Below are 22404 nucleotides of genomic sequence, written 5' to 3'. Positions count from 1 at the left end.
GGGTGGGGTCCGGGGTGGACTTCCCGGGCCCGCGCGGCCCCCGCGCCGGCGCGCGCCGGCGCTGGGCCGGCGAAGGTCCGCGGCTCCTGCCCCTGCCCGGGGCGGGAGCCGCCTTCGTTGGGTTCGTCCATTGGTGGGTTCGTCGACGGGTGACTTCGCCGGCCGGTGGGTTCGTCGACCGGCGCTGGAGTGGCGGTCGAGGTCGCGGTCGGATGCTGCTCGGCGAGCAGGCCCCCGTGACCCCCGATGGGAGAAGGACCATGTCGTCTCCGGCCGCCACCGCCGCCGCCGAGCCCGTGGAGCAGCCGCCCCCGCCGCTGCCCCCCGACACGCCGTCGCTGTTCGGTCGCCCGCGCTGGTTCGTCACACTGTTCGGCACCGACATGTGGGAGCGGTTCAGCTTCTACGGGATGCTGGCGATCCTCTTCCTGTTCGCCAACGCCCCCAAGGAGGACGGCGGCCTCGGGCTGTCCACCGCGGACGCCGGCATGCTGTTCGGCGTCTACATGGCGACCGTCTTCCTGTCGGCCATCCCCGGCGGCTGGCTCGGCGACCGGATCCTCGGCAGCTACCGGGCCACCCTCTACGGCGCGGTGACCATCGGCTGCGGCCACCTGACGATGACCCTGCCCAGCGTGCCGACGGTCTACCTCGGGCTGCTGCTCATCGGCCTCGGCAGCGGGCTGCTCAAGCCCAACCTGGCGGGCCTGCTGAGCTCCTGCTACCCGCGCGAGGACGCCGCCCGGCGGGACGCCGGCTTCGCCGTCTTCTACACCAGCATCCAGCTGAGCTCGCTGCTGGCGCCGCTGGTCGTCGGCGCCGTCGGCGAGGGCGCCAACTGGCACCTGGGCTTCGGGGCGGCCGCGCTCGGGATGGCCTTCGGCGTGCTCCAGTACGTCCGGGGTGCGGACTCCTTCGGCGAGGTCGGCCGGGTGCCGGAGCGGCCCGCGACCGGGACCGAACGGCGCCGGGTGGCGCGGGTCTCGGGCGCCGCGCTCGCCGTGGTGGCGGTGCTGATCACCGCCGACGTGCTGGCCGGCACCTTCACGATCCGCCATGTGCTGGGCCTGATCGCCCTGTTGAGCCTGTCGGCGCCGGTGATCTGCTTCCGCCGGCTGCTGCGCAACCCGGAGGTCGCCGAGCCGGACCGGGTCCGGATCCGCGGGTACGTCTGGCTGTTCCTGGCCGCCGCGCTGTTCTGGGGCCTCCAGGTGCAGGGCGGTTCGCTGCTCAGCCTGTTCGCCCGGGACTTCACCGACCGGCGGGCGTTCGGGGTGGTGGTGCCGGCCAGCTGGTTCCAGTCGGCCACGCCGCTGTTCGTGCTGCTGCTGGCCCCGCTGTTCGCCTGGCTCTGGCTGCGCAGCGGCGAACGGATCAGCGCCACCGCCAAGTTCGCCCTCGGCATGGTGCTGATGTCGCTGGGCCTGCTGGTGATGGCGGTGGCCGCGGCCACCGCGCACGGGGAGGCCAAGGCCTCGCCGTTCTGGCTGCTGCTGGCCTACCTGCTGATGGGCGCGGGGGAGGCGGCCTTCGCGCCGGTCGGCATGAGCGTCACCACGGCGGTGGCGCCGCAGGCCTTCCTCAGCCAGATGGTCGGGGTGTTCTGGCTGTCCGCCGCGCTCGGCGCGGGCGTCGGCTCCAACGCGCTCAAGGCCGTCGGCGGGGACGCCTCCCACCCGGGGCTGTTCCTGGCCCTCGGCACCCCGGCCCTGCTGGCCGGCCTGGCCCTGGTGGCGGCGGCCCGCCCGCTCACCCGGCGGCTGGGCCTGTAGGGCGCCGGGTGGCGGGAGGGGCTGCGCTCGGTAGGTCCTCGGTAGGTCCTCGGTTGGTGTTCGGCTGGCTCTCGGCCGGTCCTCAGCCGATCCGGGCCAGGCCCTTGGCGCGCTGGCGCGCGCGGCCGCGGGAGACCGCCAGTGGGTCCCAGTCCGGGCCGCGGTCGGGCAACCGGGAGGCGTCGCCGAGCACCGTGCCGGCCAGCACCTCGGCCAGCAGCGGGCGCCCGAGGATCTCGGAGGCGGCGGCCGCGCCGCAGCTGGCCACGGCGCTCAGGCCACTGCCGTAGCGGACGCTCTGGCCGACCACGTACAGGCCCTCGACCTCGGTGCGCACGTCCGGCCGCCGGCCGACGCCGCCCCAGCTGGCCATGCCGTACGGGGTGCCGCCGCTGCCCCGGATGTAGCGCTGGTGGCTCAGCGGGGTGGCGGTCTCCAGGTGGGTGATGCGGTCGCGGAACGGGCCGACCACCTTTTCGGCGGTGGCCAGCATCAGCTCGGTGAACTGCTGCTTCCGGGCGAGGTAGGCGGGGTTGCGGCGGTACGGCTCGCCGTCGACCGGGCCGCCCTCCACTCCCCAGAGCTCGTGGCCGGGCGGGCAGATCGTCATCAGCTGGAAGTTGCTGTGGCCGGGCGGGCAGACCGCCGCCGCACCCGGGTCCTTGAGCGAGGCGAAGGAGAAGGTGAGCTGCGGCACCGAGTCGATCGCGCCGTCCCGGCGGTAGCGCTCCGTCATGGCCGCGTGCGCGGCCTCCATGTCGTCGCTGTCGTGCCACCAGATGTTGGCGTTGGGCAGGCCCGGCAGCTCGGTGTCCAGTGCGACGTACACCGAGACGACGGCGCCGCGCATGGTCGCCGCGCGGGTCCGGGCGACCAGCTCGGTGGGGAAGGCCGCCTCGCCGCCGCACAGGTCGAGGACGGTGCGTCGGTAGTCCGCGTTGGAGATCACCAGCGGGGCCTGGATCCGGGTGCCGTCGGCGAGTTCGACGCCAGTGGCGCGTCCGTCGTCGATCAGGATGCGGCGCACCTCGCAGCGGGTGCGCAACTCGCCGTCGGCCGCCTCCAGGGCCTCGACGAACGCGGCCACCAGGGCCTGTCCGCCGCCCTCCGGGTAGTACGCGCCGCGCATGTAGTGGTCGATCATGCCGACGTGCTCGACGAAGGTGATGCCGTCGGGCATGGTGCCGTAGTTGCCGGCCTGGGCGGCGACCAGGGTGCGGCCTTTGGGGGAGAGGCCGCAGTGGTCCAGGGCGTCGGCGAGGGTGCGGGTCCGGCGGGTCCAGCGCATGGTCTCCGGGGACCGGCGGAACAGCTCCACCATGGACCGGCCGAGCAGGCCGTCCCGGGTGGCGCCGGCCACCGCCTCGGCGAGACCGACGAACGCGTCGACCCGGTCGGCCTCCTCGGGCAGCGCCTGGCGGAGCCGGTCCCGGTAGGCGCCCCAGCCGGCCGGGACGTCCACCGTGGCGGTGGGCGTCATGATCCGGTCGAAGCCCTGCTCGTTGTCCATCGGGCGGAAGACCACCCGGTCGCGGACGCCGAGCCCGGACAGGATCGCCGGGAGCAACCCGTCGGGGCCGCAGTCGCCGAGGTAGTGGGTGCCCACGTCGAACTCGTACTTGCGCCGACGGCGGAACACGTGCGCGTTGCCGCCCGCGACGTCGTGCTGTTCGAGGACGAGCACCCGGCGCCCGTCGGCCGCCAGGTAGGCCGCGCTGACCAGCCCGCCGAGGCCGCTGCCGACCACGATCGCGTCGTAGCGGTCTCTGTGGCCCTCGGACCCCCCGTGCTGAACTCCCCGCATGCGCGCCCCCATTCGCGTGACCACGTGACCATCGGACGGTGCCGCCGCCGTGGCTCCCGGAGGCCGGGCCGCGTGTCGCGGGCGGCCCGCTCGGACCGCGGGAAGGCGGCCAGGTCGCCCCCCTCGGGCGTTCCGACCTGGCCGAGCGCCGCATCCTCGGCGAGGGACTTGGTGAAACCGATGGTCCCGGCCTGAGGCGCGGCCTGGTCGGCCCGGCCGAGATTATCGTAAATACCTGATGCGGACGAGGGATTGACGATCACTCGGCTGCCGGTCTCCGCGGGCCCCGGGTGGCGGGACGCTCGGCCGGCCCGCCCGTGTGGCCGCCGCCCGCCCGCGCTATCGCCGGAGCACGGCGCCTCCCTCCACCACCCAGAGACTGGCGGGGGTGGGCCCGCACTTGGTGGCCCTGGCCGGCGCCTCGGGGTGCAGGCGGTCGGCGCCCGCCCAGCCGACCCGCTGCTCGCCGCTCGCGTCGGCCGGGTAGAAGGTGAGCCCGGTCTCGGGGTGCCAGCCGCTCGGCGAGGGGTCCGCCGGACCGCCGACCGGGGTGGTGATGACCGAGCTGATCGGGCCGGTGACGGTGATCGCCCCGCCGTCCGTGGTCAGGCAGTCGACGTCGAACTCCGCGTGGACGGTGCCCTCCCCGAAGAACACGTGCTCGACGACGGCGTGCCCCCGGGTGCGCCCGTCGGCGGTGGTCCGGGCGTCCACCCGTGCGGTGAGCCGTGAAGCGGGGTTGGGGCCCGGGCCCCGCTCGTTGAGCAGCGTCCAGCTGTGCAGGCTCATGCCGTGGTGGGCGGCCGCAGCCGCGGGAGTGGGCGCGGGGGCGGGCGCCTGTGCCCGTGCGGGGGCCGCCGAGGCGGTGCCGGCGGTGCCGGCGATGACGGCCGTGAGGGCGGTCGCGATCGCGAGGCCGGCGGTGAACTTGCGCATGGTCAATCAGCTCCTGCCGTAAGGGTGTTCGGGGTGCTCGGGCGTTCGCCCGCTGCGACACCAACTCTCCCTTCGGCCCCCGGGGCCCCGCCTCCGCCGTGGGCACGGACCGGCTCCCCCGGGCGGGGGAGCCTGCCCGGGGCCGTCTCCGTCGGCGGGTGGGGTGGCGTATCGCGTCGAGGGCGAGCGCGGCCGAGGCCGGGTCGGCGGCAGTGGCGGCGCCGGCCGCCGCGGCACTCCTCGGGCAGGTCGAGGATCTGAAGTTCCGTCATGTCCGCCATGTTGGCGTGGCAGGACGGTTGGCACATCTGCCGATCGGCAGATATGTCCCCGGGAAAACGAAGGAGGGGTGGGCCGTTCGGCACACCCCTCCGACCTGCGCGGACCCGCCTACTCGCCCTCGTCCCCGCCGAGGTCGCCACCGAGGTCGCCGAGGTCACTGCCGTCCGGCGTGCCGCTGATCGCGTACCCCTGCCGGCGCGCCTCGTAGCAGGCCACCGTGGCGGCCGCGGACACGTTCAGCGACCCGACCCGGCCCAGCTGCGGGACGAACACCACCTGGTCGCAGAGCGCCAGCGCCTCCGGGGTGATCCCGCGGTCCTCGTGCCCGAGCACGAAGGCCACCGCCGGGGTCAGCTCGGCGGCGAACATCGGCACCGCCTCGTCGGCCAGCTCCAGGCCGACCACCTTGAAGCCGTCCGCCTTCGCCGCCGCGACCGCCTCCGCGACGGTCGGGAAGTGCTCCACCTTCAGGTACTTGTCGGTGCCCATCGCGGCCTTCTGCGCGCCCGACGAGCGCACCGACGGGGTGTCCCCGGTCAGGTACAGCTTCTCGGCGCCCATCGCGGCACCGGTCCGCACCACCGAGCCGACGTTGAACGGCGACTGCAGGTTCTCCAGGATCATCGCGAGCCGGAACTCGTTGCTGCGCCGCCACGAGCGGTGCAGACGCTTCAGTTCGGTCCCGCGCAGCTGCTTCACGACGTCGTACCTCGTCCACTCTCGGAGCCCTCGCCCGCTTCCGGACGGGGCCGCGCTTCCAGAATCCGGAACCCGTTGACCGACGTCACCCGGGTCGTCGGATAGCCCTGCTCGTTCAGCCACTTCTGCAGCGAGTCCGAGCCCAGGTGCTTCTGCACCACCAGGAACGCCGAGCCGTCCGGGGTCAGCCGGCCGAGCCAGTGCGTCAGCAGCCGGCGCAGTGCCGCCTTGCCGATCCGGATCGGCGGGTTGGAGTAGATCGTCGCGAACCGCAGGTCCTCGGGGACGTCCTCGGGCAGCGCGGCCTGCACGTTGCCGAGCCCCAGCGCCTCCGCGTTGAGCCGCACCAGCTCCAGGGCGCGCTCGTTGACGTCCACCCCCCAGACCGGCAGGCGCCTGCGCCGGGTCGCCCAGGTGAGCGTGATCGGGCCGTAGCCGCAGCCGACGTCCAGGATCGGGCCGCGCACCCGCGGCTGCGGGGCGTGCTCCAGCAGGATCCGGGTACCCGGGTCGAGCCGGTTGCGCGAGAACACCCCGGCGTCGGTGGTCAGTTCCAGGGTGAGGTCCGGCAGGGAGACCGTGATCGGTCGGCGCTCGCTGGCGACCTCGGGTGCACCCGTGAAGTAGTGCGAGCCGGACATGTCGCTCCCCGTCGTTCGTGAGGGCCTCGGGGCCACCGGGTGGGTGTGGGTCAGCCCTTGGTACGGCACCGATCGTACCCCCGGCGGCCGGTGGCGCGTTCCCCCAGCCCGGTTCCCCGGTGCGCGCACGGCCCGGACAACACGCCGGGGCGGCGACGGCACGTCGCGTCCGGGCGCCCGGCGGCGGATACTTCCAGTACCGCCACCCGGGCCCGTGGGAGCCTCCGAACAGTGAGGACGGACGCCATGCCGCAGAATCACGAGGACTACCTGATCGACGAGGCCGTCGAGACCGTCGAGCCGGACGAAGAGGCACCCGAGGGCGACGAGTACGACGAGGTGGCCGAACGCCGGGCCCTCGGCGCCGACCCCGCCACCGACGTCGCGGACGCGGCCGAGCAGAGCCGCGTCGTCCAGCTCGACGAGGACGAGTACCGCGAGTGAGCAGCGGGGGCGGCGCGTGTTCCGCGTGTTCCGCGAGACCGGCGAGTAGCGAGTAGCGCGAGCAGCGCCCGCAGGCGTGGGAGGCGCCCCCGCTACAGCGCCCGGCGGCGCTGCAACCAGGCCAGCGCCGCCCAGCCCGGCAGCACCGGCAGGATCAGCGTCAGCAGCCGGAACAGGGCCACCGCCGCCAGCGCGCCGCCCTTCTCCATCGACGCGGTCTGCTGGAGCAGCGTGATCAGCGCCCCGTCCACCACCCCGGCGCCGCCCGGCGTCGGTGCCACGTTGCCCGCCGCGTTCCCTACCAGGAACACCACGGCCACCGAGGCGAACGACGGCGCCCGCCCGAGCGCCCGGGTGCAGCAGTACAGGCAGCAGATCAGGCAGATCGACACCAGCAGCTGCCCGGCCAGCCCGACCGTGAGCCGGGCCGGGTTGCGCAGCAGGTCCAGCAGCCGAGGCAGCACCTCGGTGGTCAGCGGCCGCAGCCGGACCGCCAGCCAGCGCCGGGCCGGCGGGATCGCCAGCACCACGCAGAGCAGCGTCGCGGCGACGGCCAGTCCGCCCACCACGGCCGGCAGCGCGTCCAGCTCCGAACCGCCCGGCTCCAGGTCCAGCAGGTAGACGAACCCGCCCAGCTGCAACAGGTGCAGCACCAGCCCGAGCAGCTGCCCGACCCCGACGCTGGAGAGCGCCTGCGCGGTCGGGATCCCGGCCTGCTGCAACAGCCGGGTGTTCAGCGCGATCCCGCCGACTCCGCCGGGCGACACCAGCTTCACGAACGCCCCGGCCAGCTGCGCCAGCACGACGTTGCGGAAGTCCAGCCGCTCCGGCACGAAGCCGACGAACCCCATCGCCGAGGCCACGTGGCTCAGTCCTGCCGCCGCCAGCGCCAGCAGCAGCCACCACGGATCCGCGTCGGCGACCGCCGCGATCGGATTGTCCTCGGCCGCGAACAGCTGCGGGATCAGCAGCCAGCCGGCCACCACCCCGCCCACCACGGCGAGCAGGGTCCGCGGCCGCAACCGCTCCAGCCGGACCGGCCGCACCGGGGCCTGCGGCCGTGTCCGCAGCACCTCCGCCCGGATCTCCTCCAACAACCCGCCGGCCGGCCCCGCCGGGTCGTCACCGCCCGCAGGGGCCGACTCGGCGGGGGAACGGTCGGCGGTCGTGGTGGCCCCGGGCACCGCACCGGCCCGGGGCCGGGGCATGCTCCCGGAGGCCGTGCTGGCCGTGGAAGCGGCGGCGGTGGCGGTCCCGGTGGTGGTGCTGGCCGCGGAGGCGGTGGTGGTGCTGGCCGCGGCGGTGGCGGTCCCAGGGGCCGTGCTGGCGGCGGCCGAGGCGGCGGCCGCCGTGGTCGGGTGGTGTTTCAGGGCCTGGCGGGTGGTGCGGGCGAGAGCGATGGGCTGGAGCAGCGGCAGGGCGGCGCCCACCGCGGCCGGGCCGAGGACGCTGACGGCGGTGCGGACGGAGCGGGCGGCGCCGGCGCGCAGGGCGAGGGTGGTGAGCAGCTGGGCGATGTCGCAGTGCAGGACGAGTTCGGAGGCCGCGATGTCGCCGTCCGCGAAGTCGACGAGGTGGACCGCGCCCGCCGGGTCGACCAGGAGGGAGGACGGGACGAGCGCCCGGTGGGCGATCTCCCGGCGCTGGAGCCGGGCGAGCTGACGCCAGGCGTCGGAGAGCAGCTCGTCGGTGATCTCCTCGTCGGCGAGCCGGTCGAGGGGGCGGCCGGCGAGGTGCTCGTAGGCGATCAGGGCGGTGTCGGGGCCGAGGCCGGCGGTGGCGGCGATGCGGCGGGTGCGGACGCCGGCGGCGACGGCCGCGTACGTCACCAGGGCCTCGTGTTCGAGCCCGGTGCGCGGTGAGCGCAGTGCGCGGGGGTGCGGGGCGGTGCGCAGCCGCAGCCGGCGCCAGGCGCGCCGGACGGCGGCGGCGGTGACGGCCTGGCGGTCGAGCAGCTGGACGTCGAGGTCGGGCCGGTCCTCGGTCTGCCGGATCCGGTAGTGGTCGGGCCCGGCGGGGTCGACCTCGACCGGCCGCAGGCCGCTCTCCTGGAGGGCGCGCAGGATCTCGGCGGGCCGGGGCCGGGGGTCCGGGGTGCCGACCGCGTAGAGGGTGCCGTGGGCGACGGTCCACCCGATGAGCAGGCCGAGCAGCAGGGCGGTGGGGGTGGCGTAGCCGGCCGCGAGCCCGGCGAGGCCGGAGAGCGTGAGGACGGTCCAGGGCAGGCGGCGTTCCCGGCTGCCGGAGGCGGTCATGAAGGCGAGGACGGGCGCCAGGTAGCCGTAGACGGGTTCGGTGTGTCCGGAGGCGTCGCCGGGCAGGCCCTGGGTGAGGGCGGTGATCAGGCTGCCGGGGGCGAGGCCGTCGGCCCACAGGTCGAGGGCGAGGGTGGCGCCGTAGGCGAGGACGGCGGCGAGCAGGCCGTCGGAGACCTGCTGGAGGGCGCGGCGCCGATCCGGGCCGAGGACACGGCGGGCGGCGAGCCCGACGGGCAGTAGCAGCACGGCGCCGGTGGAGAGGACACCGGCCAGGCCGGCCAGCGGCCTGGGGACGAGCGCGGCGGCCTCGGCGACGTCGGCGGCGATGCCGCCGGTGGTGGCGCGGGCGTAGTCGGCGAGCAGCAGGGTGACCGCGATCGCGCAGAGGCCGGTGAGCAGCCGGATCAGGGCGACGGGCTGGCGGATCCGGTCGGTCCCGGGAGCGGCCGGTCCGCGCCCCCGGGTGGTCCCGGGTATGCCGGTGCCCGTCCGCCTGGTTGCGCCGGCGGGTTCGCTACCGCCGGTGCCGTCGTCTGTTCTCCCCGTCACGATCGCCACGGGTGGCATGCTCCCATGCCGTCCGTGCCGGCCGGGCGCGAGCCCACGTGCCGGCCGGGCGTGCGGGCCCACGTACCGGCCGGGCGCGGCCCCACCAGCCGGTCCCACGAGCCGGGCCCGGGCGCGGCCTACGCCTGCCGGGTGGGCAGGGTGACGAGGTGACGCAGGTTGACGTGCCGGGGCCGGGTGACGGTGTAGGCGACGAGGTCGGCGACGTCCTCGGCGCCGAGGGCGGGGATGGCGGCGAACATCGTGGCGAGCTGGTCGCGCAGCGCCGGGTTGTCGACGTGCCCGCCGAGCTCGGTGTCGGTGAGGCCGGGCTCGATGGTGGCGACCCGGACGTCGCGCGGGCCGAGTTCGGTGCGCAGGGCGGCGGACAGCTGGGTGAGCGCGGCCTTGGTGGCCCCGTACACGGCGTAGCCGGGGAAGGCGACGTGCGAGGCGATGGAGGAGATGTTGACGAGGTCGGCGGTGCGGCCGTCGGCGGCGGCCGCGACGAGGTCGTCGGTGAAGGCGCGGACGATCCGCAGGGCGCCGGTGACGTTGGTGTCGATCATGCGGCTCCACTCGTCGATCCGGCCGTCGTCGACCGGGTTGGGCAGCATCACGCCGGCGTTGTTGACGACCAGGTCGACCCGGCCGTAGGCGTCGTGGACGGCCTTGGCGGCGGCGTCGACCGAGGCCTGGTCGGTGACGTCGGCGGTGACGGCGAGGGCCTGTCCGCCGCCGGCGGCGGCGATCTCGGCGGTCAGGGCGTCGAGCCGGTCGGTGCGGCGGGCGAGCAGGGCGACCCGGGCGCCGTTGGCGGCCAGCAGCCGGGCGGTGGCCGCGCCCATGCCGCTGGCGGCTCCGGTGACGACGGCGGTGCGGGTGGCGAGGGCGGGGTAGCTCATCGACGGCTCCTGGGGTGTGCGGTCGGACGGACGACGACCACTCTGTCCGGGCCGCGCACGCCCATCCAGGGCTCGGCGCTTCCCGGGAACGGCCGTCCTGGGAAGGCCTGTCCTGGGAACGGCGGTACCACCCTGGCGCCGGTGCCCCGGGGCTACCCTGCCTGGCATGGAGAACACCGTGGGGGACTTCCTCCGTTCGCGCCGGGCCCGGATCCAGCCGGAGGAGGTGGGCCTGGCCGCGCACGGCCGCCGTCGGGTGCAGGGCCTGCGCCGGGAGGAGGTGGCGCAGCTGGCGGGGGTGAGCGTCGACTACTACGTCCGGCTGGAGCAGGGCCGGGGCGGCAGCGCCTCGGACGCGGTGCTGGACGCGGTGGCCCGGGTGCTGCAACTGGACGAGGTGGAGGCGGCGCACCTGCGGTCGCTGGCCCGCCCGCCGAAGCCCTCGGCCGGGGCCGGTCCGTCGCGGGGCCGTCGGGCGGTCCGGGAGGGGACCAGGCTGCTGCTGGACATGATGACCGGGGTGCCGGCCTTCGTCCTGGGGCGCCGGATGGACGTGCTGGCCTGGAACGCCCTGGGCGACGCGGTGAACGGTTTCTCCACCCGCCCGGGCGGTGCCCCCAACGCGGCCCGGCAGACCTTCCTCGACCCGGCGGCCCGGGAGTTCTACGTGCAGTGGGACGCGGTCGCCGCGGAGACCGTCGCCTACCTGCGCCGGGACGCCGGACTGCACCCGGGGGACGGCGTGCTGGCCGCCCTGATCGGTGAACTGTCGCTGCGCAGCGAGGACTTCGGCCGGCTCTGGGCGGACCACCAGGTCCGGGAGAAGACCCACGGGGTCAAGCTGATCCGCCACCCGCTGGTCGGCGAGCTGGACTTCGGTTACGAGACCCTCGCCGTGAACGGCTCGCCGGACCAGCTGCTCGTCACCTACACCACCCCGCCGGGCTCGCCGACCGCGCAGAAGCTGGCGCTGCTGGCGAGTTGGACGGCGCCGGAGACCGCCGGACTCCCCGAGTAGCCGGCCGGGCGTGTCTCGGACCGTGCCCCGGGCCGGCCGTCACTACTCTGCGTCCATGAGCGCCTGCGAAGACCTCGCCGCGGCCCCCCGGACGATCGAGCCCCTTCCGCCTGTCGACGGCTGCGCCGACTGCCTCGCGCAGGGCCGCCGCGACTGGGTCCACCTGCGGATCTGCCTGGACTGCGGCCACATCGGCTGCTGCGACTTCTCGCCGCAGCGGCACGCCACCGCGCACTTCCACAACAGTGCGCACCCGGTGATCCGTTCGTACGAGCCGGGGGAGGACTGGCGTTGGTGTTTCGTCCACGAGGTCATGGGCTGAGCCGAGGGGCGCGGTGCGCGGCGGGCGGACGCGGGTCCCCGGTGGCACCAGGACGCAACAAGGATAAAATCCGGACATAACGCTCGTGCGGCCCCTCCGGCCGACATCCGTCCGGCCGGTGACCGCCGAAGGGAGGCCGACGACGATGACCAAGCGAACAGCGGGCGGCACCGCCAAGCTCCGCCGGGGTACCCAGGAGCTGTTGGAGCGCCGCGGCATGGCGACCAGCCCCGGCCGGGACGCCCCACGGATGGGCGCCGGAGGGTCGTCCGGTACGGGTGCCGGGTACTCCTCCGGTGACGCGTTCCGGCACGGCGGGCGCGAGGCGGGGACGTCGGTGATGCACTCCGCCCCGGCGATGCACGCCGAGCTCAAGGGGCACCGGCACCGCGGCGCGGAGAAGCACTCCGCGCACTGACCCCGAGGTCCGATGACCCCGAGGGCCCTACGCACGGGGGCGGGTGGCGCGCTCCGCGCCCACCCGCCCCTGACGCGCGCTCAGGGCCGAAGCGGCCCGGCCGGGGTGATTGTCAGTGGCCTGCGATACGTTCGTGCCGATCATCAAAGGCAGCACGACGGGGGCGCATGATGGCCGACCTGATCACGGAGGAGCCGGTCGAGCTCCAACTGGAGCGTTACCGCACCGAGTTGACCGGTTACTGCTACCGGATGCTCGGCTCGGTCTTCGAGGCCGAGGACGCGGTGCAGGAGACGATGGTCCGCGCCTGGCGCGGCCACCGGGGCTTCGAGGGGCGTGCGGCGCTGCGCTCCTGGCTGTACCGGATCGCCACCAACGTCTGCCTGGACGCGCTGAACGGCCGCAAGAACCGGGCCCGTCCGATGGATCTGGCCGGCCCGGTGACGGTGGCCACCGCGAGCGACACCCAGTTGCCCGAGGTGACGTGGATCGGCCCCGCACCGGACGGCCGGGTGCTGCCCGAGTCCGGGGATCCGGCCGAGGTGGCCGCCCAGCGCGAGTCGGTGAAGCTGGCCTTCGTCGCCGTGCTGCAACGCCTGGCGCCGCGGCAGCGGGCGGTGCTGATCCTGCGTGAGGTGCTGGGCTGGAAGGCCGCCGAGGTGGCCGAACTGCTCGGCGTCACGGTGGCCTCGGTCAACAGCGCGTTGCAGCGGGCGCGCGCGGTGCTCGCCACCGAGGGCGGGGCGGCGGCCCGTCCGGCCCCCGCCCTGGACGAGGCGCACCGCGCGCTGCTGGACCGCTACGTCCAGGCCTTCGAGGCGTACGACATGGCGGGGCTCGCCGCGTTGCTGCACGAGGACGTCACGCTCAACATGCCGCCGTACTCGATGTGGCTGCGGGGCGTGGCGGAGATCCGGGCGTGGATGCTGGGCCCGGGCTGCGGCTGCCGCGGCTCCCGGCTGATCCCGGTGACGGCCAACGGCGGCCCGGCCTTCGCCCAGTACCGGCCGAGCCCGGCGGGCGGGCACGAGCCGTGGGCGCTGATCGTGCCAGAGGTGTCAGAGGGCCGGATCACCGGTCTCACCAACTTCCTCGACACCGACGTGCTGTTCCCGCTGTTCGGCCTCCCGCCCCGGCTGGAAGGCGAGTAGTTCCCCGGGGTCCACCGGCCCGGGCAGGAGGGCCGAGAGACCGCTGAACGCGAGCAGTTCCCGCAGGGGGCCGCTGGTGTTCAGCAGTGTGACGCCCACCCCGTGCCGCCCGGCGGCGAGCCGGAGCCGGGCGAGGGCGTCGACCACGGCCAGGTCGGGGGCGGTGAGGGCGCCGAGGTCGCAGGTCAGCACGCGGGCGGTCGGGGTCTTCCGGGTGGTCTCCATGCACATGGGGACTGTTCCGTGGGCCCCGGCTCATCGGAGTGGGCGGAACTTCCCGGAAATCCTTCCGGGCCCGCGGCTCCGGACCCACGGCTCCGGGCCCGTGGCAGAGTGGGGTGCGGAACCACCGTGCCCCTGGAGGAACGCTGTGACGGCTGAGCCCTTGAAGTCCCGTGAGGAATGGCTGGCGTCGCTGCCGCGCATCTACGCGGCCGCCGGCTGCCTGCTGCGCGACGAGTCCGGCCGGATCCTGATCGTGAAGGCCGGGTACCGCGAGCACTGGCAGTTCCCGGGCGGCACGATCGACCTCGGCGAGGGCCCGGCGGAGTGCGCCGTACGGGAGTTGGAGGAGGAGACCGGCATCGTGAAGGCGGCCGGCGACCTGCTGGCGATCTCCTGGACGCACCCCTCGGCCGAGCTCGACCACCCCGCCGAGCACCTGCTCTTCGACTTCGGGACCGTCCCGGACGGCACCCCCGTGACCGTCCCGGCCGGTGAGTTGGACGAGCACCGCTGGGCCACCGACGAGGAGGCGCTGGAACTCCTCGGCCCGTCCCGGTCGGCGCGGCTGCGGGCGGCCATGGAGGCGGCCGTCGACGGGCGCGTGCGCATCGTGACCACCCACGTCTCGGGGTTCTGACGCTCCGAAGGCCTCGACACCACCAGGGAGGTGCCCACATGGACGGACTGCGGGTCCTGGCCCGGCCCGAGGCCGAGGTGCCACGCCGACTCAAGCTCCAGGTAGCCGAGTTGCAGAACCACGCCTGGCCCGGGGAGATCTCCGCCGAGCCGGTGCACGACCCCGCGCTGCGCCCGCTCTCCCTGCTGCTGCTGGACGGTGACCGCGTGCTCGCCGCCCTCGACGTGCTCTCCAAGCCGATCGTCCACGCCGGCCGGACGTACGCGGCGAGCGGGCTGAGCACCGTGGTGGTCGACCCGGCCCTGCGCGGCCGCGGCCACGGGCGGCGGCTGGTGGCGGCGGCCCGCGCCGCCGTCGCGGACGGTGGCGCGGATCTCGGGCTGTTCACCTGCGACCGGGGGCTCCGCGGCTTCTACGAGAACGCCGGCTGGGAGCCGCTGCCGGGCGCGGTGCTGGTCGGCGGCACGGTGGAACAGCCCTTCCCCAGCGACCAGGAGGGTTTCGACAAGGTGGTGATGGCGGCCTTCCTCACCGCGCACGCCCGGCGTCACCGGTCGGACTTCCCGGGCAGCCGGATCGCCCTCCACCCGGGGACGGTCGACCGGCTCTGGTAGTCCGGCGGCCTCAGGCGTCCGGCAGCAGGCGGGCCCGGACGGCGGCGAGAGCGGCCGGGGTGGCACCTGCGGCGAGCAGGTACCCGGCCGGGTCGAAGCCGTCCAGCGTCGCGGCCAGCGCGGCCTCGGCGGTGGTGCCGGCCTCGGCGAGCACCGCGTCGATCCGGCGGTACTGGTCCGGCAGGCCGAGCATCCCGTACAGCGGGCGGACGTTGGGGCCGCTGAGCAGGTAGTCCTCGATGATCGCGGCCCGGTCGGCGCCGGCCAGGGAGAGCAGCAGCAGGGCGGCCAGGCCGGTGCGGTCACGGCCGGCGCCGCAGTGGACGACCAGGCCGCCGGCGCGGGCCCCGGCGATGGCGGTGACCAGGGCGGCGGCGGCGTGCGGGCAGTGCTCCAGGTACGGGCGGAGCGCGAGCGGGGTGCCGTCCAGCCGGCCGTACGTGTCCCACCAGGCGGAGCCGGCGAGGGCGTCCAGCGGGACGCGGATCAGCTCGACGCCTTCGGGGAGCGGGAGGAGCGGCTTGTACTCCTCCGGGTCGCGCAGGTCGACGACGGTGCGGACGCCGTGGTCGAGGAGGGCGTCCCAGCCCTCGGCGGTGAGGCGGTCCAGGTTGTCCGCCCGGACTATCGCGCCGCGCGCGGTGAGCCGGCCGGAGGCGGTGGGCAGCCCGCCCAGGTCGCGGACGTTGAGGCAGCCGTCCCAGACGAGGGTGCGGTCCTCGGTGGTGCTCAGCGTGCGCGTCTGGTTCATGGGGCTCCCCGCTCCGTCGACCGGGGGTCCCGTTACCCCCTCGTTATGAACGACTCCCGGGAGATCCGGATGGTTCCTGACCGTTCGATCGAGCGGCCGGCGTTCAGGCGGCGGTCGGGGCCTCGGCTTCGGCGCGGACCAGCTTCGCCATCGGCTCGACGGCGCGCTGGCCCAGCACCGAACCGGCCGCGATGGCGCCGATCAGGAACACGGTGGACAGCCAGGCCATGGTGGCCACCGGCAGGGTGAAGGCGCCGACCACCCGGGCCACGCACTCGGCCAGCAGCGCGGTGCCCCAGATGGCCGAGAACAGTCGCTCGTGGCGGCGGAAGGCGGCGGAGCCGGCCGCCCGGCCCTCGGCCAGGCGCTGCCAGGCGGCGGCGCGCTCCCGCCGGCCCTTGGTCAGGAAGGGCATCAGCATCGGGGTCATCACCGGCCGGCCCGCCAGCGCCGAGCCCAGGATGGCCAGCGCCACGGTGCCGCTCAGCCCGCCGTCCTTGGCGATCATCAGCCGGGCGTCACCGGTGAGGAAGGTGAGCGCCAGGCCCGCCAGGTTCACGGTCAGCATCAGTGCCGCCCACAGGTTGACCTTCTTCTCCCGCAGCAGGCCGAGGACGGTCCGGCCGGCCGGGATCGCGCTGCTCCAGGCCAGGGCGGCGAACTCGCTCAGGCCGCAGGCCGAGTGCAGCAGGTAGTAGCCGGCCAGCGGGGCGGCGACGTCCAGGGCGAGCGGGCGGAGGGCGGAGAGGGCCGGGTTCGGAGCCTTGGCCTTGGCCGGCGCGGGGATCGCGGTCGCGGTGACGGCGGTGACGGCGGCGGCGCTGATGGTCTGGCTCACGGTGGGTTCCTCCCCGGCTGGCGGCTGCGGGCCGGTGCCCGCGTCGTGCCTCCACTCTGTCCGGCCGACCCTCCGTCGGATCAGTGTCGTCCGTTGCGGGATCTGCATGACAGTTGTCATGGTGCGGCCCGTGACACCGCCCCGGACCTGCGGTTACGCCTCGACGGGCGGGGTGAAGGCCCACAGTGCGCGGCCCAGGGTGTCCCGGCAGCGAACGGTGTGGAAGTGCTTGTCCCCGGCCGAGAGGAAGCCCAGCGCGACCGCCTCCAGAACGGTCCGGGCGGCGGCGTCCCGCCGGGTCCGGGCGCCGCTCGGCACCAGCGCCCGGTCGGCCAGCTCGGCGCGCTGGATGCGGGCCACATCCCTGCTGGTCGTCCGTAGGGTGGTGCCCGCCCGGCGGCGGGGGGCGAGCGGCGCACGGCCGGAGAGCCGGTGGTCCGGGCGTGCGCCCGCCCGTTCGGGTGAACCGGACGTGTGACCCGGGCATGCGGGCGGACGGCGCGTCGGTCTCGCGGTGTCGGCCGGATATCGGCCCGGCGTCGGGACGCGGATCCGGCCCGAACTGCTTCGTCTACCGACAACACGGGCGGGGCAGGCCGTCCGGGGCCGCCGGCCAAGGGCGCCGGCCGTCGGGACCTTGGCCCCGGCCGCTCCGGTCCTTCGACCGGGGACGCCCCGTTCGCCCGGATGGCGCATCATGTGGCGGGTGCAGAGTGCAGAGCGCCCCGGAGCGGGCACCGGCAGCCCCGTCGGCCGGTCCGGACCAGTACCGCCCACCGGACCACCACCGGGCAGGCCCCCCGCTCCCGCCGATCTGACCGAGGCCGTCCGGGCCGCCCAGCGCGGGGACGAGGAGGCGTTCCGGCTGCTGTTCCGGACCGTCCAGCCCGGCCTGCTGCGCTACCTGCGGGTGCTGGTCGGCGGTCGCCCCGAGGACGCGCAGGACGCCGAGGACATCGCCTCCGAGGCCTGGCTGCAGATCGCCCGCGACCTGCACGGCTTCTCCGGCGACGGGGACGGCTTCCGCGGCTGGGCCGCCACCGTCGCGCGCAACCGGGCGCTCGACCACCTGCGGGCCCGCCGCCGCCGCCCGGTCGCCGACCTGCCCTTCGAGTACCTGGCCGAGCTGGCCGCCGGGGACGACACCGCCCGCTCGGCGCTGGCCACCGTCGGCACCTCCGACGCGCTGGCGCTGATCTCCCGGCTGCCGCGCGACCAGGCCGAGGCGGTGCTGCTGCGGGTGGTGATGGAGCTGGACGCGGAGAGCGCCGCCCAGGTGCTCGGCAAGCGGGCCGGCACCGTCCGGATGGCCGCCCACCGGGGGCTGCGCCGGCTGGCCAAGCTGCTGGAGCAGACCGGCGTGGCCGGGCACGCGGGTGGGATCCCCACCGCGCGACGGGCCGGACCGGGGGCCGGAAGCGGTGCCGGAACAGGGCCCGGACCAGCCGGTTCGACCGCCGGGAGAGCCGCGCCGGAGCCGCCGGCGGACCCCCGCGGAAAAACCCGCGAAAAAAATTCTCCGCAGGGTGTGACAGAACGCCGGGCCGCGACGCTGAAGGACATGAGATGAGCACCAACCGATCCCGTCGGATCGACCGTGACACTGCCGAGCGGCTGCTCGGCGGTGCCGTGGGCGGCCCGTCGGCCGGGCAGGACGACTCGCTCACCGGACCGGACGGCAGTGCCGGGCAGCTCGCCCGGGTACTCGCCGCGGCCGCCGCCCCGGCGACGGCCGACGAGCTGTCCGGGGAGCAGGCCGCCCTGACCGCGTTCCGGGAGGCCCGTTTCGCACCCGACCCCGTCATGACCACCCCCGTCCGGAGACGATCGATGGCAACCGCCGCGCTGGCCAGGGCCTTCAGCACGAAGGCTGCTGCCGCCGTGCTCGGCGCCACCGCGCTGTGCGGGGTCGCGGTCGCCGCCACGGGCAACCTGCCGCCCGGGCTCGGTGGCGACTCCGCCGAGCCGGAGCGCACCCTCGCCACCGTGGGAGGCACCTCCGGCACCACCGGCACCACCGGCACCACCCCGGGCCACGGCACCGGCAACGCCTCGGCGAGTGGCTCGTCCACCCGGCCGTCCGGCTCCGGGACCACCGGTGCCGGGTCGCAGGCGCTCGGACCGTCGGGCGCGCCCACGCCCGGCACCCCGTCCACGGACGGCCGCGGCAGCCCGTCGGCCTCGCCGGCGGACGTCGCCCTCTGCCATGTGTTCACCGACCGGACGGGCAAGGGCGAGCGCCCGGCCAAGCTGGTCACCGAGCCGCAGTTCGGCCCGTTGGTCGGGGCGGCCGGCGGGTCGGACAAGGTCGCGGGGTTCTGCGAGGGGGCACTCGGCCGGGCGAGCGACGACAGCCACCCGGGTGCCACCTCGCAACCGCACGACCCCGGCCGGAACACCGGCGGCCCCAACCCCGGCGCGAGTCCCAGCACCGGCAAGGGGAACACCGACGGCGGCAAGAACGGCACCGGCGACCCCACCAGCGGTGGCGGCGACGGGACCAAGAACGGCAAGACCGGCGCGACCGTCCCGTCGCTGCCGGCCGTGCCGACCCCGCCCGACGTCCACCCGAGCAAATCCGACCGTCCCGACACCACTCCTTCCGCCCCGCGGTAACCCCCCAGAACTCCGGGTGGGCGGCGAGCGAATCCCCCCGGGCTCGTCGCCCACCCGGAAAGCACCACCCCGAAAGCACCACCCGCCAGAGCACCACCCCGCAGTACCGAAGCAGTACCCCCCGAACCTCCGGGTGGGCGGCGAGCGAATCCCCCCGGGCTCGCCGCCCACCCGGACAGCACCACCAGCACCACCTGGGACAGCACCCCGCAGTCCCGAAGCAGGACCCACCCGACTTCCGGGTGGACGGCCGGATCCCCTGTACCAGCCGTCCGCCCGGACCCGCACCACCAGCACCACCCGCACCACCACCAGCACCACCCCGAAGACTCCGGGTGGCCGGTCGGCTCCCCCGTGCCCGCCGTCCACCCGGCCGGCCCCGGCCGGACCAGCAGGCGCACCCCCCGGACGCGCCCGCCGGCCCGGCCGGCCCGGAAACGTGCGGCCCGCCCTCCCGCAGTCAGGGCGGGCCGCACCCCCCGTGCGCCCCAGAACGGACCTGGACCCGACCGTGACCGTCACCCTGCACGACCACGAGCCGGCGGTCGGGGAACCGCTGCCCGGTTCCCCGGCCGCCTCCCCCTCCACGGAGGCCGCCGAGACCACCACCGCACCGGTGTTCGTGGACTCCTCCGGCCGCCGCCAGCGGCGGGTCCGCCGCCTCGGCGTCCTGCTCGCCGTCCCGGCCGTCGGCTACCTGGGGCTGCTGGCCAGCACGGTGCTCGGCGGGCCGACCGTCAACGCGCCGTTCCTGCCGCTGCCGCAGCCGCCGGCCGCCGCTCCCACGCCGGCTCCGGCCCCGGAGCCGACCGACCCGGCGCCGACCGACCTGGGCACCGAAGGGCCGGACTCCGTGCAGCCCGCCCCGGCCCGGCCGACCACGGTCGTCCACCACCCCGCCGCCCCGACGACCGCCGCCCGGCCCACGGTCGCGGCCGTACCGGTGGGCCTCCCCTCGCCCGCCGCACCGCCGCCCACCGCCACCCCGACCCCGGGCGGGAACGGGAACGGCAACGGAGGCGCGACCTCCACCCAGACCCCCGGCCACGGCCGCCCGACCGACCCGCCGGGCAACTCCGGCGGCAAGCCCCCCAAGCCGTGACCGCACACCGCTGACCCCGCGCCCCCAACCTCCTGAACCGCCGCACCACCGCCCGCGCCGCACCACCGCCCGCGCAGCGCCGCACCCCCCGCCGCTGCGCCGGTCCGTCGCACCCCGAGACCCGCCGCCCCCTCCGGAAAGCACATCACCGTGAGCGCACCCCGCCGTCGCAGAGCAGCCCCGCCGCCCTCCCGGCACCCCCGCCGGGGCCGCCGCGGCGTCGTCCGCCAGGGGCCGCTACGCACCCACTGGCTGCTGCTGACCACCCTGCTGCTCACCCTCGCCGCCACCCTGCTGTTCCAGGGCTACACCCAGCACCTGTACGACGACCGCCCCGACCAGGCCGCCGCCCCGGCCGGCGCGGGCACCGTGCCGGCGGCGGTGCACTCCGGCGGCCCGGTGATCGACACCGTGGGCGGCAAGCCCCGCAGCGCCGGCCCCAAGCCCGGCACCATCGCGCTCACCTTCGACGACGGCCCCGACCCGCACTGGACGCCGCTGGTGCTGGACGCGCTGCACCGGGCCGGCGTGCACGCCACCTTCTTCGTGGTCGGCACCCAGGCCGCCGAGCACCCCGAGCTGGTCCAGCGGATCGTGGCCGAGGGCCACCAGATCGGCGTCCACACCTTCACCCACACCGACCTCGGCGCCGCGCCCGAGTGGCGCCGCTCGCTGGAGCTGCGCGAGACCCAGCTGACCCTGGCCGGGGCCGCCGGGGTCACCAGCTCGCTGCTGCGCCCGCCGTACTCCTCCACCGCCGAGGCCCTGGACGACCCCTCCTGGGCCGCCGTCCAGCAGGCCGGCCGGGAGGGCTACCTGACCGTGCTGACCACCCGGGACAGCGAGGACTGGCGCCGCCCGGGCGTCGAGGCGATCGTCGACGCGGCCACCGCCGGGCCCGGCAACCAGGGCCAGATCGTGCTGATGCACGACGCCGGCGGCGACCGCCAGCAGTCCGTGGACGCGCTGGACACCCTGTTCGCCAAGCTGAAGGCCCGCGGCTTCACCTTCACCACTGTCAGCCAGGCGGTCGGCCTGCCCGACCCGGTCCGCCCGGCCACCGCCGGCGACCACTGGCAGGGCCTGGCCCTGATCTGGCTGCTCCAGGGCGGCGGCCTGGCGCTCACCGTGCTGGGCTGGCTGCTCTGGGCGGCGGGCGCGGTGAGCGTGCTGCGCGCGGTGGTCGTGCTGGTCGCCGCGCACCGGCACAAGAAGCTGCGCAGGCACGGCTGGGGCCCGCCGGTGACCGAGCCGGTCAGCGTGATCGTGCCCGCCTACAACGAGGTGGCCGGGATCGAACCGGCGGTGCGCTCGCTGCTGGCCTCCGACCACCCGGTCGAGGTGATCGTGGTCGACGACGGCTCCACGGACGGCACCGCCGACCTGGTGGAGTCGCTGAACCTGCCGTACGTCCGGGTCATCCGGCAGGAGAACGCGGGCAAGCCGACCGCCCTGAACACCGGCATCGCCGCCGCCCGGGCCGAACTGCTGGTGATGGTCGACGGCGACACGGTCTTCGAGCCGGACGCCGTCCGGATGCTGGTGCAGCCCTTCGCCGACCCCACCGTCGGCGCCGTCTCCGGCAACGCCAAGGTGGTCAACCGGGGCGGCCTGCTGGGCCGTTGGCAGCACATCGAGTACGTGGTCGGGTTCAACCTGGACCGCCGGCTGTTCGACCTGGCCGAGTGCATGCCCACCGTCCCGGGCGCGGTCGGCGCCTTCCGCCGCTCGGCGCTGCTCGGCGTCGGCGGCGTCGGCGAGGAGACCCTGGCCGAGGACACCGACCTCACCATGGCGCTCTGCCGGGCCGGCTGGCGGGTGGTCTACGAGGAGCGGGCCAAGGCCTGGACGGAGGCGCCCGCCTCGCTGAGCGCGCTCTGGCGGCAGCGCTACCGCTGGTGCTACGGCACCCTCCAGGCGATGTGGAAGCACCGCGGCGCCCTCACCCAGCAGGGCCAGGCCGGCAAGCTGGGCCGGCGCGGCCTGCTCTACCTGCTGATGTTCCAGGTGCTGCTGCCGCTGCTGGCCCCGGTCGTCGACGTCTTCGCGCTGTACGGGCTGGCCTTCCTCGACCCGGTCCGGATCATCGGCCTGTGGGCGGCGTTCCTGCTGGTCCAGGTGCTGATGGGGGTGTACGCGTTCCGGCTGGACAAGGAACGGCTCGGCCCGCTGTGGAGCCTGCCGTTGCAGCAGTTCGTCTACCGGCAGCTGATGTACCTGGTGGTGATCCAGTCGGTGTTCACCGCGCTGGCCGGCTCGCGACTGCGCTGGCAGCGGATGCAGCGCTACGGCAGCCTCCAGCAGTCCGTACCGTCCGTACCGTCCGCGACCTCGGACGCTGCGCCGGAGCCGGTGGGCGTCGGCGGCTATCGTGCACAGGTGCACGAGGCGGCCCGGAACCCCGGGCAGCGCACCTGAGAGGAGC

At 75.3% G+C, this 22404-nt stretch carries 22 protein-coding genes; 12 read left to right on the top strand and 10 right to left on the bottom strand.

Annotated elements, in window-relative coordinates; genetic code table 11:
- Positions 1-260: 260 nt before the first annotated feature.
- Positions 261-1772 (top strand): peptide MFS transporter, encoded by a 1512-nt coding sequence (locus ABTY15_RS02040; protein ID WP_350574544.1) that lies wholly within the window; start codon positions 261-263, stop codon positions 1770-1772.
- 82 nt (positions 1773-1854) lie between these two features.
- Here the strand turns inward: ABTY15_RS02040 and ABTY15_RS02035 are convergent, their stop codons facing one another.
- The 4 genes from ABTY15_RS02035 to ABTY15_RS02020 form a co-directional block, all read right to left on the bottom strand.
- Positions 1855-3576 carry a phytoene desaturase family protein gene (locus ABTY15_RS02035; RefSeq protein ID WP_350574542.1) on the bottom strand — a complete coding sequence of 574 codons (1722 nt, stop codon included), beginning with the start codon at positions 3574-3576 and terminating at the stop codon, positions 1855-1857.
- Positions 3577-3915: 339 nt separating this feature from the next.
- The gene (locus ABTY15_RS02030; protein ID WP_350574540.1) at positions 3916-4512 is read right to left on the bottom strand and encodes a hypothetical protein; all 597 of its coding nucleotides are present in this window, start codon (positions 4510-4512) and stop codon (positions 3916-3918) included.
- Between the two features lie 390 nt (positions 4513-4902).
- Positions 4903-5493 carry a TrmH family RNA methyltransferase gene (locus tag ABTY15_RS02025; protein ID WP_350574539.1) on the bottom strand — a complete coding sequence of 197 codons (591 nt, stop codon included), beginning with the start codon at positions 5491-5493 and terminating at the stop codon, positions 4903-4905.
- Positions 5490-6134 carry a class I SAM-dependent methyltransferase gene (locus ABTY15_RS02020; protein ID WP_350574537.1) on the bottom strand — a complete coding sequence of 215 codons (645 nt, stop codon included), beginning with the start codon at positions 6132-6134 and terminating at the stop codon, positions 5490-5492. Before ABTY15_RS02020 ends, ABTY15_RS02025 begins: the two co-directional genes overlap by 4 nt.
- Before the next feature lie 246 nt (positions 6135-6380).
- On the opposite strand from ABTY15_RS02020, the gene ABTY15_RS02015 reads away from it, so the two are divergent.
- Positions 6381-6578, top strand: coding sequence for a hypothetical protein (locus ABTY15_RS02015; RefSeq protein WP_350574535.1), 198 nt, complete (start codon positions 6381-6383; stop codon positions 6576-6578).
- A 92-nt stretch (positions 6579-6670) separates the two neighbouring features.
- On the opposite strand, the gene ABTY15_RS02010 is transcribed toward ABTY15_RS02015, so the two are convergent.
- Both ABTY15_RS02010 and ABTY15_RS02005 read right to left on the bottom strand, forming a co-directional pair.
- Positions 6671-9394, bottom strand: a complete 2724-nt coding sequence (locus ABTY15_RS02010; protein WP_350574533.1) for a lysylphosphatidylglycerol synthase domain-containing protein — start codon at positions 9392-9394, stop codon at positions 6671-6673.
- Between the two features lie 128 nt (positions 9395-9522).
- On the bottom strand, positions 9523-10287 hold the full coding sequence (locus ABTY15_RS02005; protein ID WP_350574531.1) for an SDR family oxidoreductase: 765 nt from the start codon (positions 10285-10287) through the stop codon (positions 9523-9525).
- 166 nt (positions 10288-10453) lie between these two features.
- Between ABTY15_RS02005 and ABTY15_RS02000 the strand changes: the two genes are divergently transcribed.
- From ABTY15_RS02000 to ABTY15_RS01985, 4 genes are all read left to right on the top strand, one after another.
- Complete coding sequence (locus ABTY15_RS02000) at positions 10454-11305, top strand: helix-turn-helix transcriptional regulator (protein ID WP_350574529.1); 852 nt, start codon at positions 10454-10456, stop codon at positions 11303-11305.
- A gap of 55 nt (positions 11306-11360) precedes the next feature.
- Entirely contained in the window at positions 11361-11627 is a 267-nt protein-coding gene (locus ABTY15_RS01995) for a UBP-type zinc finger domain-containing protein (protein ID WP_350574528.1), read from the top strand.
- Between the two features lie 145 nt (positions 11628-11772).
- The gene (locus ABTY15_RS01990) at positions 11773-12045 is read left to right on the top strand and encodes a hypothetical protein (RefSeq protein ID WP_350574526.1); all 273 of its coding nucleotides are present in this window, start codon (positions 11773-11775) and stop codon (positions 12043-12045) included.
- 170 nt (positions 12046-12215) lie between these two features.
- Positions 12216-13196 carry a sigma-70 family RNA polymerase sigma factor gene (locus ABTY15_RS01985; RefSeq protein ID WP_350574524.1) on the top strand — a complete coding sequence of 327 codons (981 nt, stop codon included), beginning with the start codon at positions 12216-12218 and terminating at the stop codon, positions 13194-13196.
- Here ABTY15_RS01985 and ABTY15_RS01980 read toward each other — a convergent pair.
- Positions 13104-13421 carry an STAS domain-containing protein gene (locus ABTY15_RS01980; RefSeq protein ID WP_350574522.1) on the bottom strand — a complete coding sequence of 106 codons (318 nt, stop codon included), beginning with the start codon at positions 13419-13421 and terminating at the stop codon, positions 13104-13106. The genes ABTY15_RS01985 and ABTY15_RS01980 overlap by 93 nt on opposite strands.
- Before the next feature lie 145 nt (positions 13422-13566).
- Here ABTY15_RS01980 and ABTY15_RS01975 point away from each other — a divergent pair, with 145 nt between their 5' ends.
- Entirely contained in the window at positions 13567-14058 is a 492-nt protein-coding gene (locus tag ABTY15_RS01975; RefSeq protein ID WP_350574520.1) for an NUDIX domain-containing protein, read from the top strand.
- A gap of 38 nt (positions 14059-14096) precedes the next feature.
- Positions 14097-14672: a GNAT family N-acetyltransferase gene (locus ABTY15_RS01970; protein WP_350574518.1), complete on the top strand. Its 576-nt coding sequence runs from the start codon at positions 14097-14099 to the stop codon at positions 14670-14672.
- 10 nt (positions 14673-14682) lie between these two features.
- Here ABTY15_RS01970 and ABTY15_RS01965 read toward each other — a convergent pair whose 3' ends face one another.
- The 3 genes from ABTY15_RS01965 to ABTY15_RS01955 all read right to left on the bottom strand — a co-directional run bounded on the left by ABTY15_RS01965 (position 14683) and on the right by ABTY15_RS01955 (position 16621).
- The gene (locus ABTY15_RS01965; RefSeq protein WP_350574516.1) at positions 14683-15423 is read right to left on the bottom strand and encodes a tyrosine-protein phosphatase; all 741 of its coding nucleotides are present in this window, start codon (positions 15421-15423) and stop codon (positions 14683-14685) included.
- Between the two features lie 103 nt (positions 15424-15526).
- A complete protein-coding gene (locus tag ABTY15_RS01960) occupies positions 15527-16261 on the bottom strand; it encodes a VC0807 family protein (protein ID WP_350574514.1) in 735 nt (244 codons plus the stop codon).
- Positions 16262-16414: 153 nt separating this feature from the next.
- Positions 16415-16621 carry a hypothetical protein gene (locus tag ABTY15_RS01955; protein WP_350574512.1) on the bottom strand — a complete coding sequence of 69 codons (207 nt, stop codon included), beginning with the start codon at positions 16619-16621 and terminating at the stop codon, positions 16415-16417.
- A 337-nt stretch (positions 16622-16958) separates the two neighbouring features.
- On the opposite strand from ABTY15_RS01955, the gene ABTY15_RS01950 reads away from it, so the two are divergent.
- The 4 genes from ABTY15_RS01950 (at position 16959) to ABTY15_RS01935 (ending at position 22397) form a co-directional block, all read left to right on the top strand.
- Complete coding sequence (locus ABTY15_RS01950) at positions 16959-17831, top strand: RNA polymerase sigma factor (protein WP_502893397.1); 873 nt, start codon at positions 16959-16961, stop codon at positions 17829-17831.
- Positions 17828-18877, top strand: a complete 1050-nt coding sequence (locus ABTY15_RS01945) for a hypothetical protein (protein WP_350574510.1) — start codon at positions 17828-17830, stop codon at positions 18875-18877. Before ABTY15_RS01950 ends, ABTY15_RS01945 begins: the two co-directional genes overlap by 4 nt.
- A 511-nt stretch (positions 18878-19388) precedes the next feature.
- Entirely contained in the window at positions 19389-19979 is a 591-nt protein-coding gene (locus ABTY15_RS01940) for a hypothetical protein (RefSeq protein ID WP_350574508.1), read from the top strand.
- Positions 19980-20129: 150 nt separating this feature from the next.
- Entirely contained in the window at positions 20130-22397 is a 2268-nt protein-coding gene (locus ABTY15_RS01935; protein ID WP_350574507.1) for a bifunctional polysaccharide deacetylase/glycosyltransferase family 2 protein, read from the top strand.
- The last annotated feature ends 7 nt before the right edge of the window (positions 22398-22404 follow it).

Origin of the sequence: Kitasatospora sp. NPDC097643, assembly GCF_040302625.1 — a bacterium.
GTDB lineage: Bacteria > Actinomycetota > Actinomycetes > Streptomycetales > Streptomycetaceae > Kitasatospora.
This window is presented reverse-complemented; position numbering and strand designations above follow the sequence as displayed.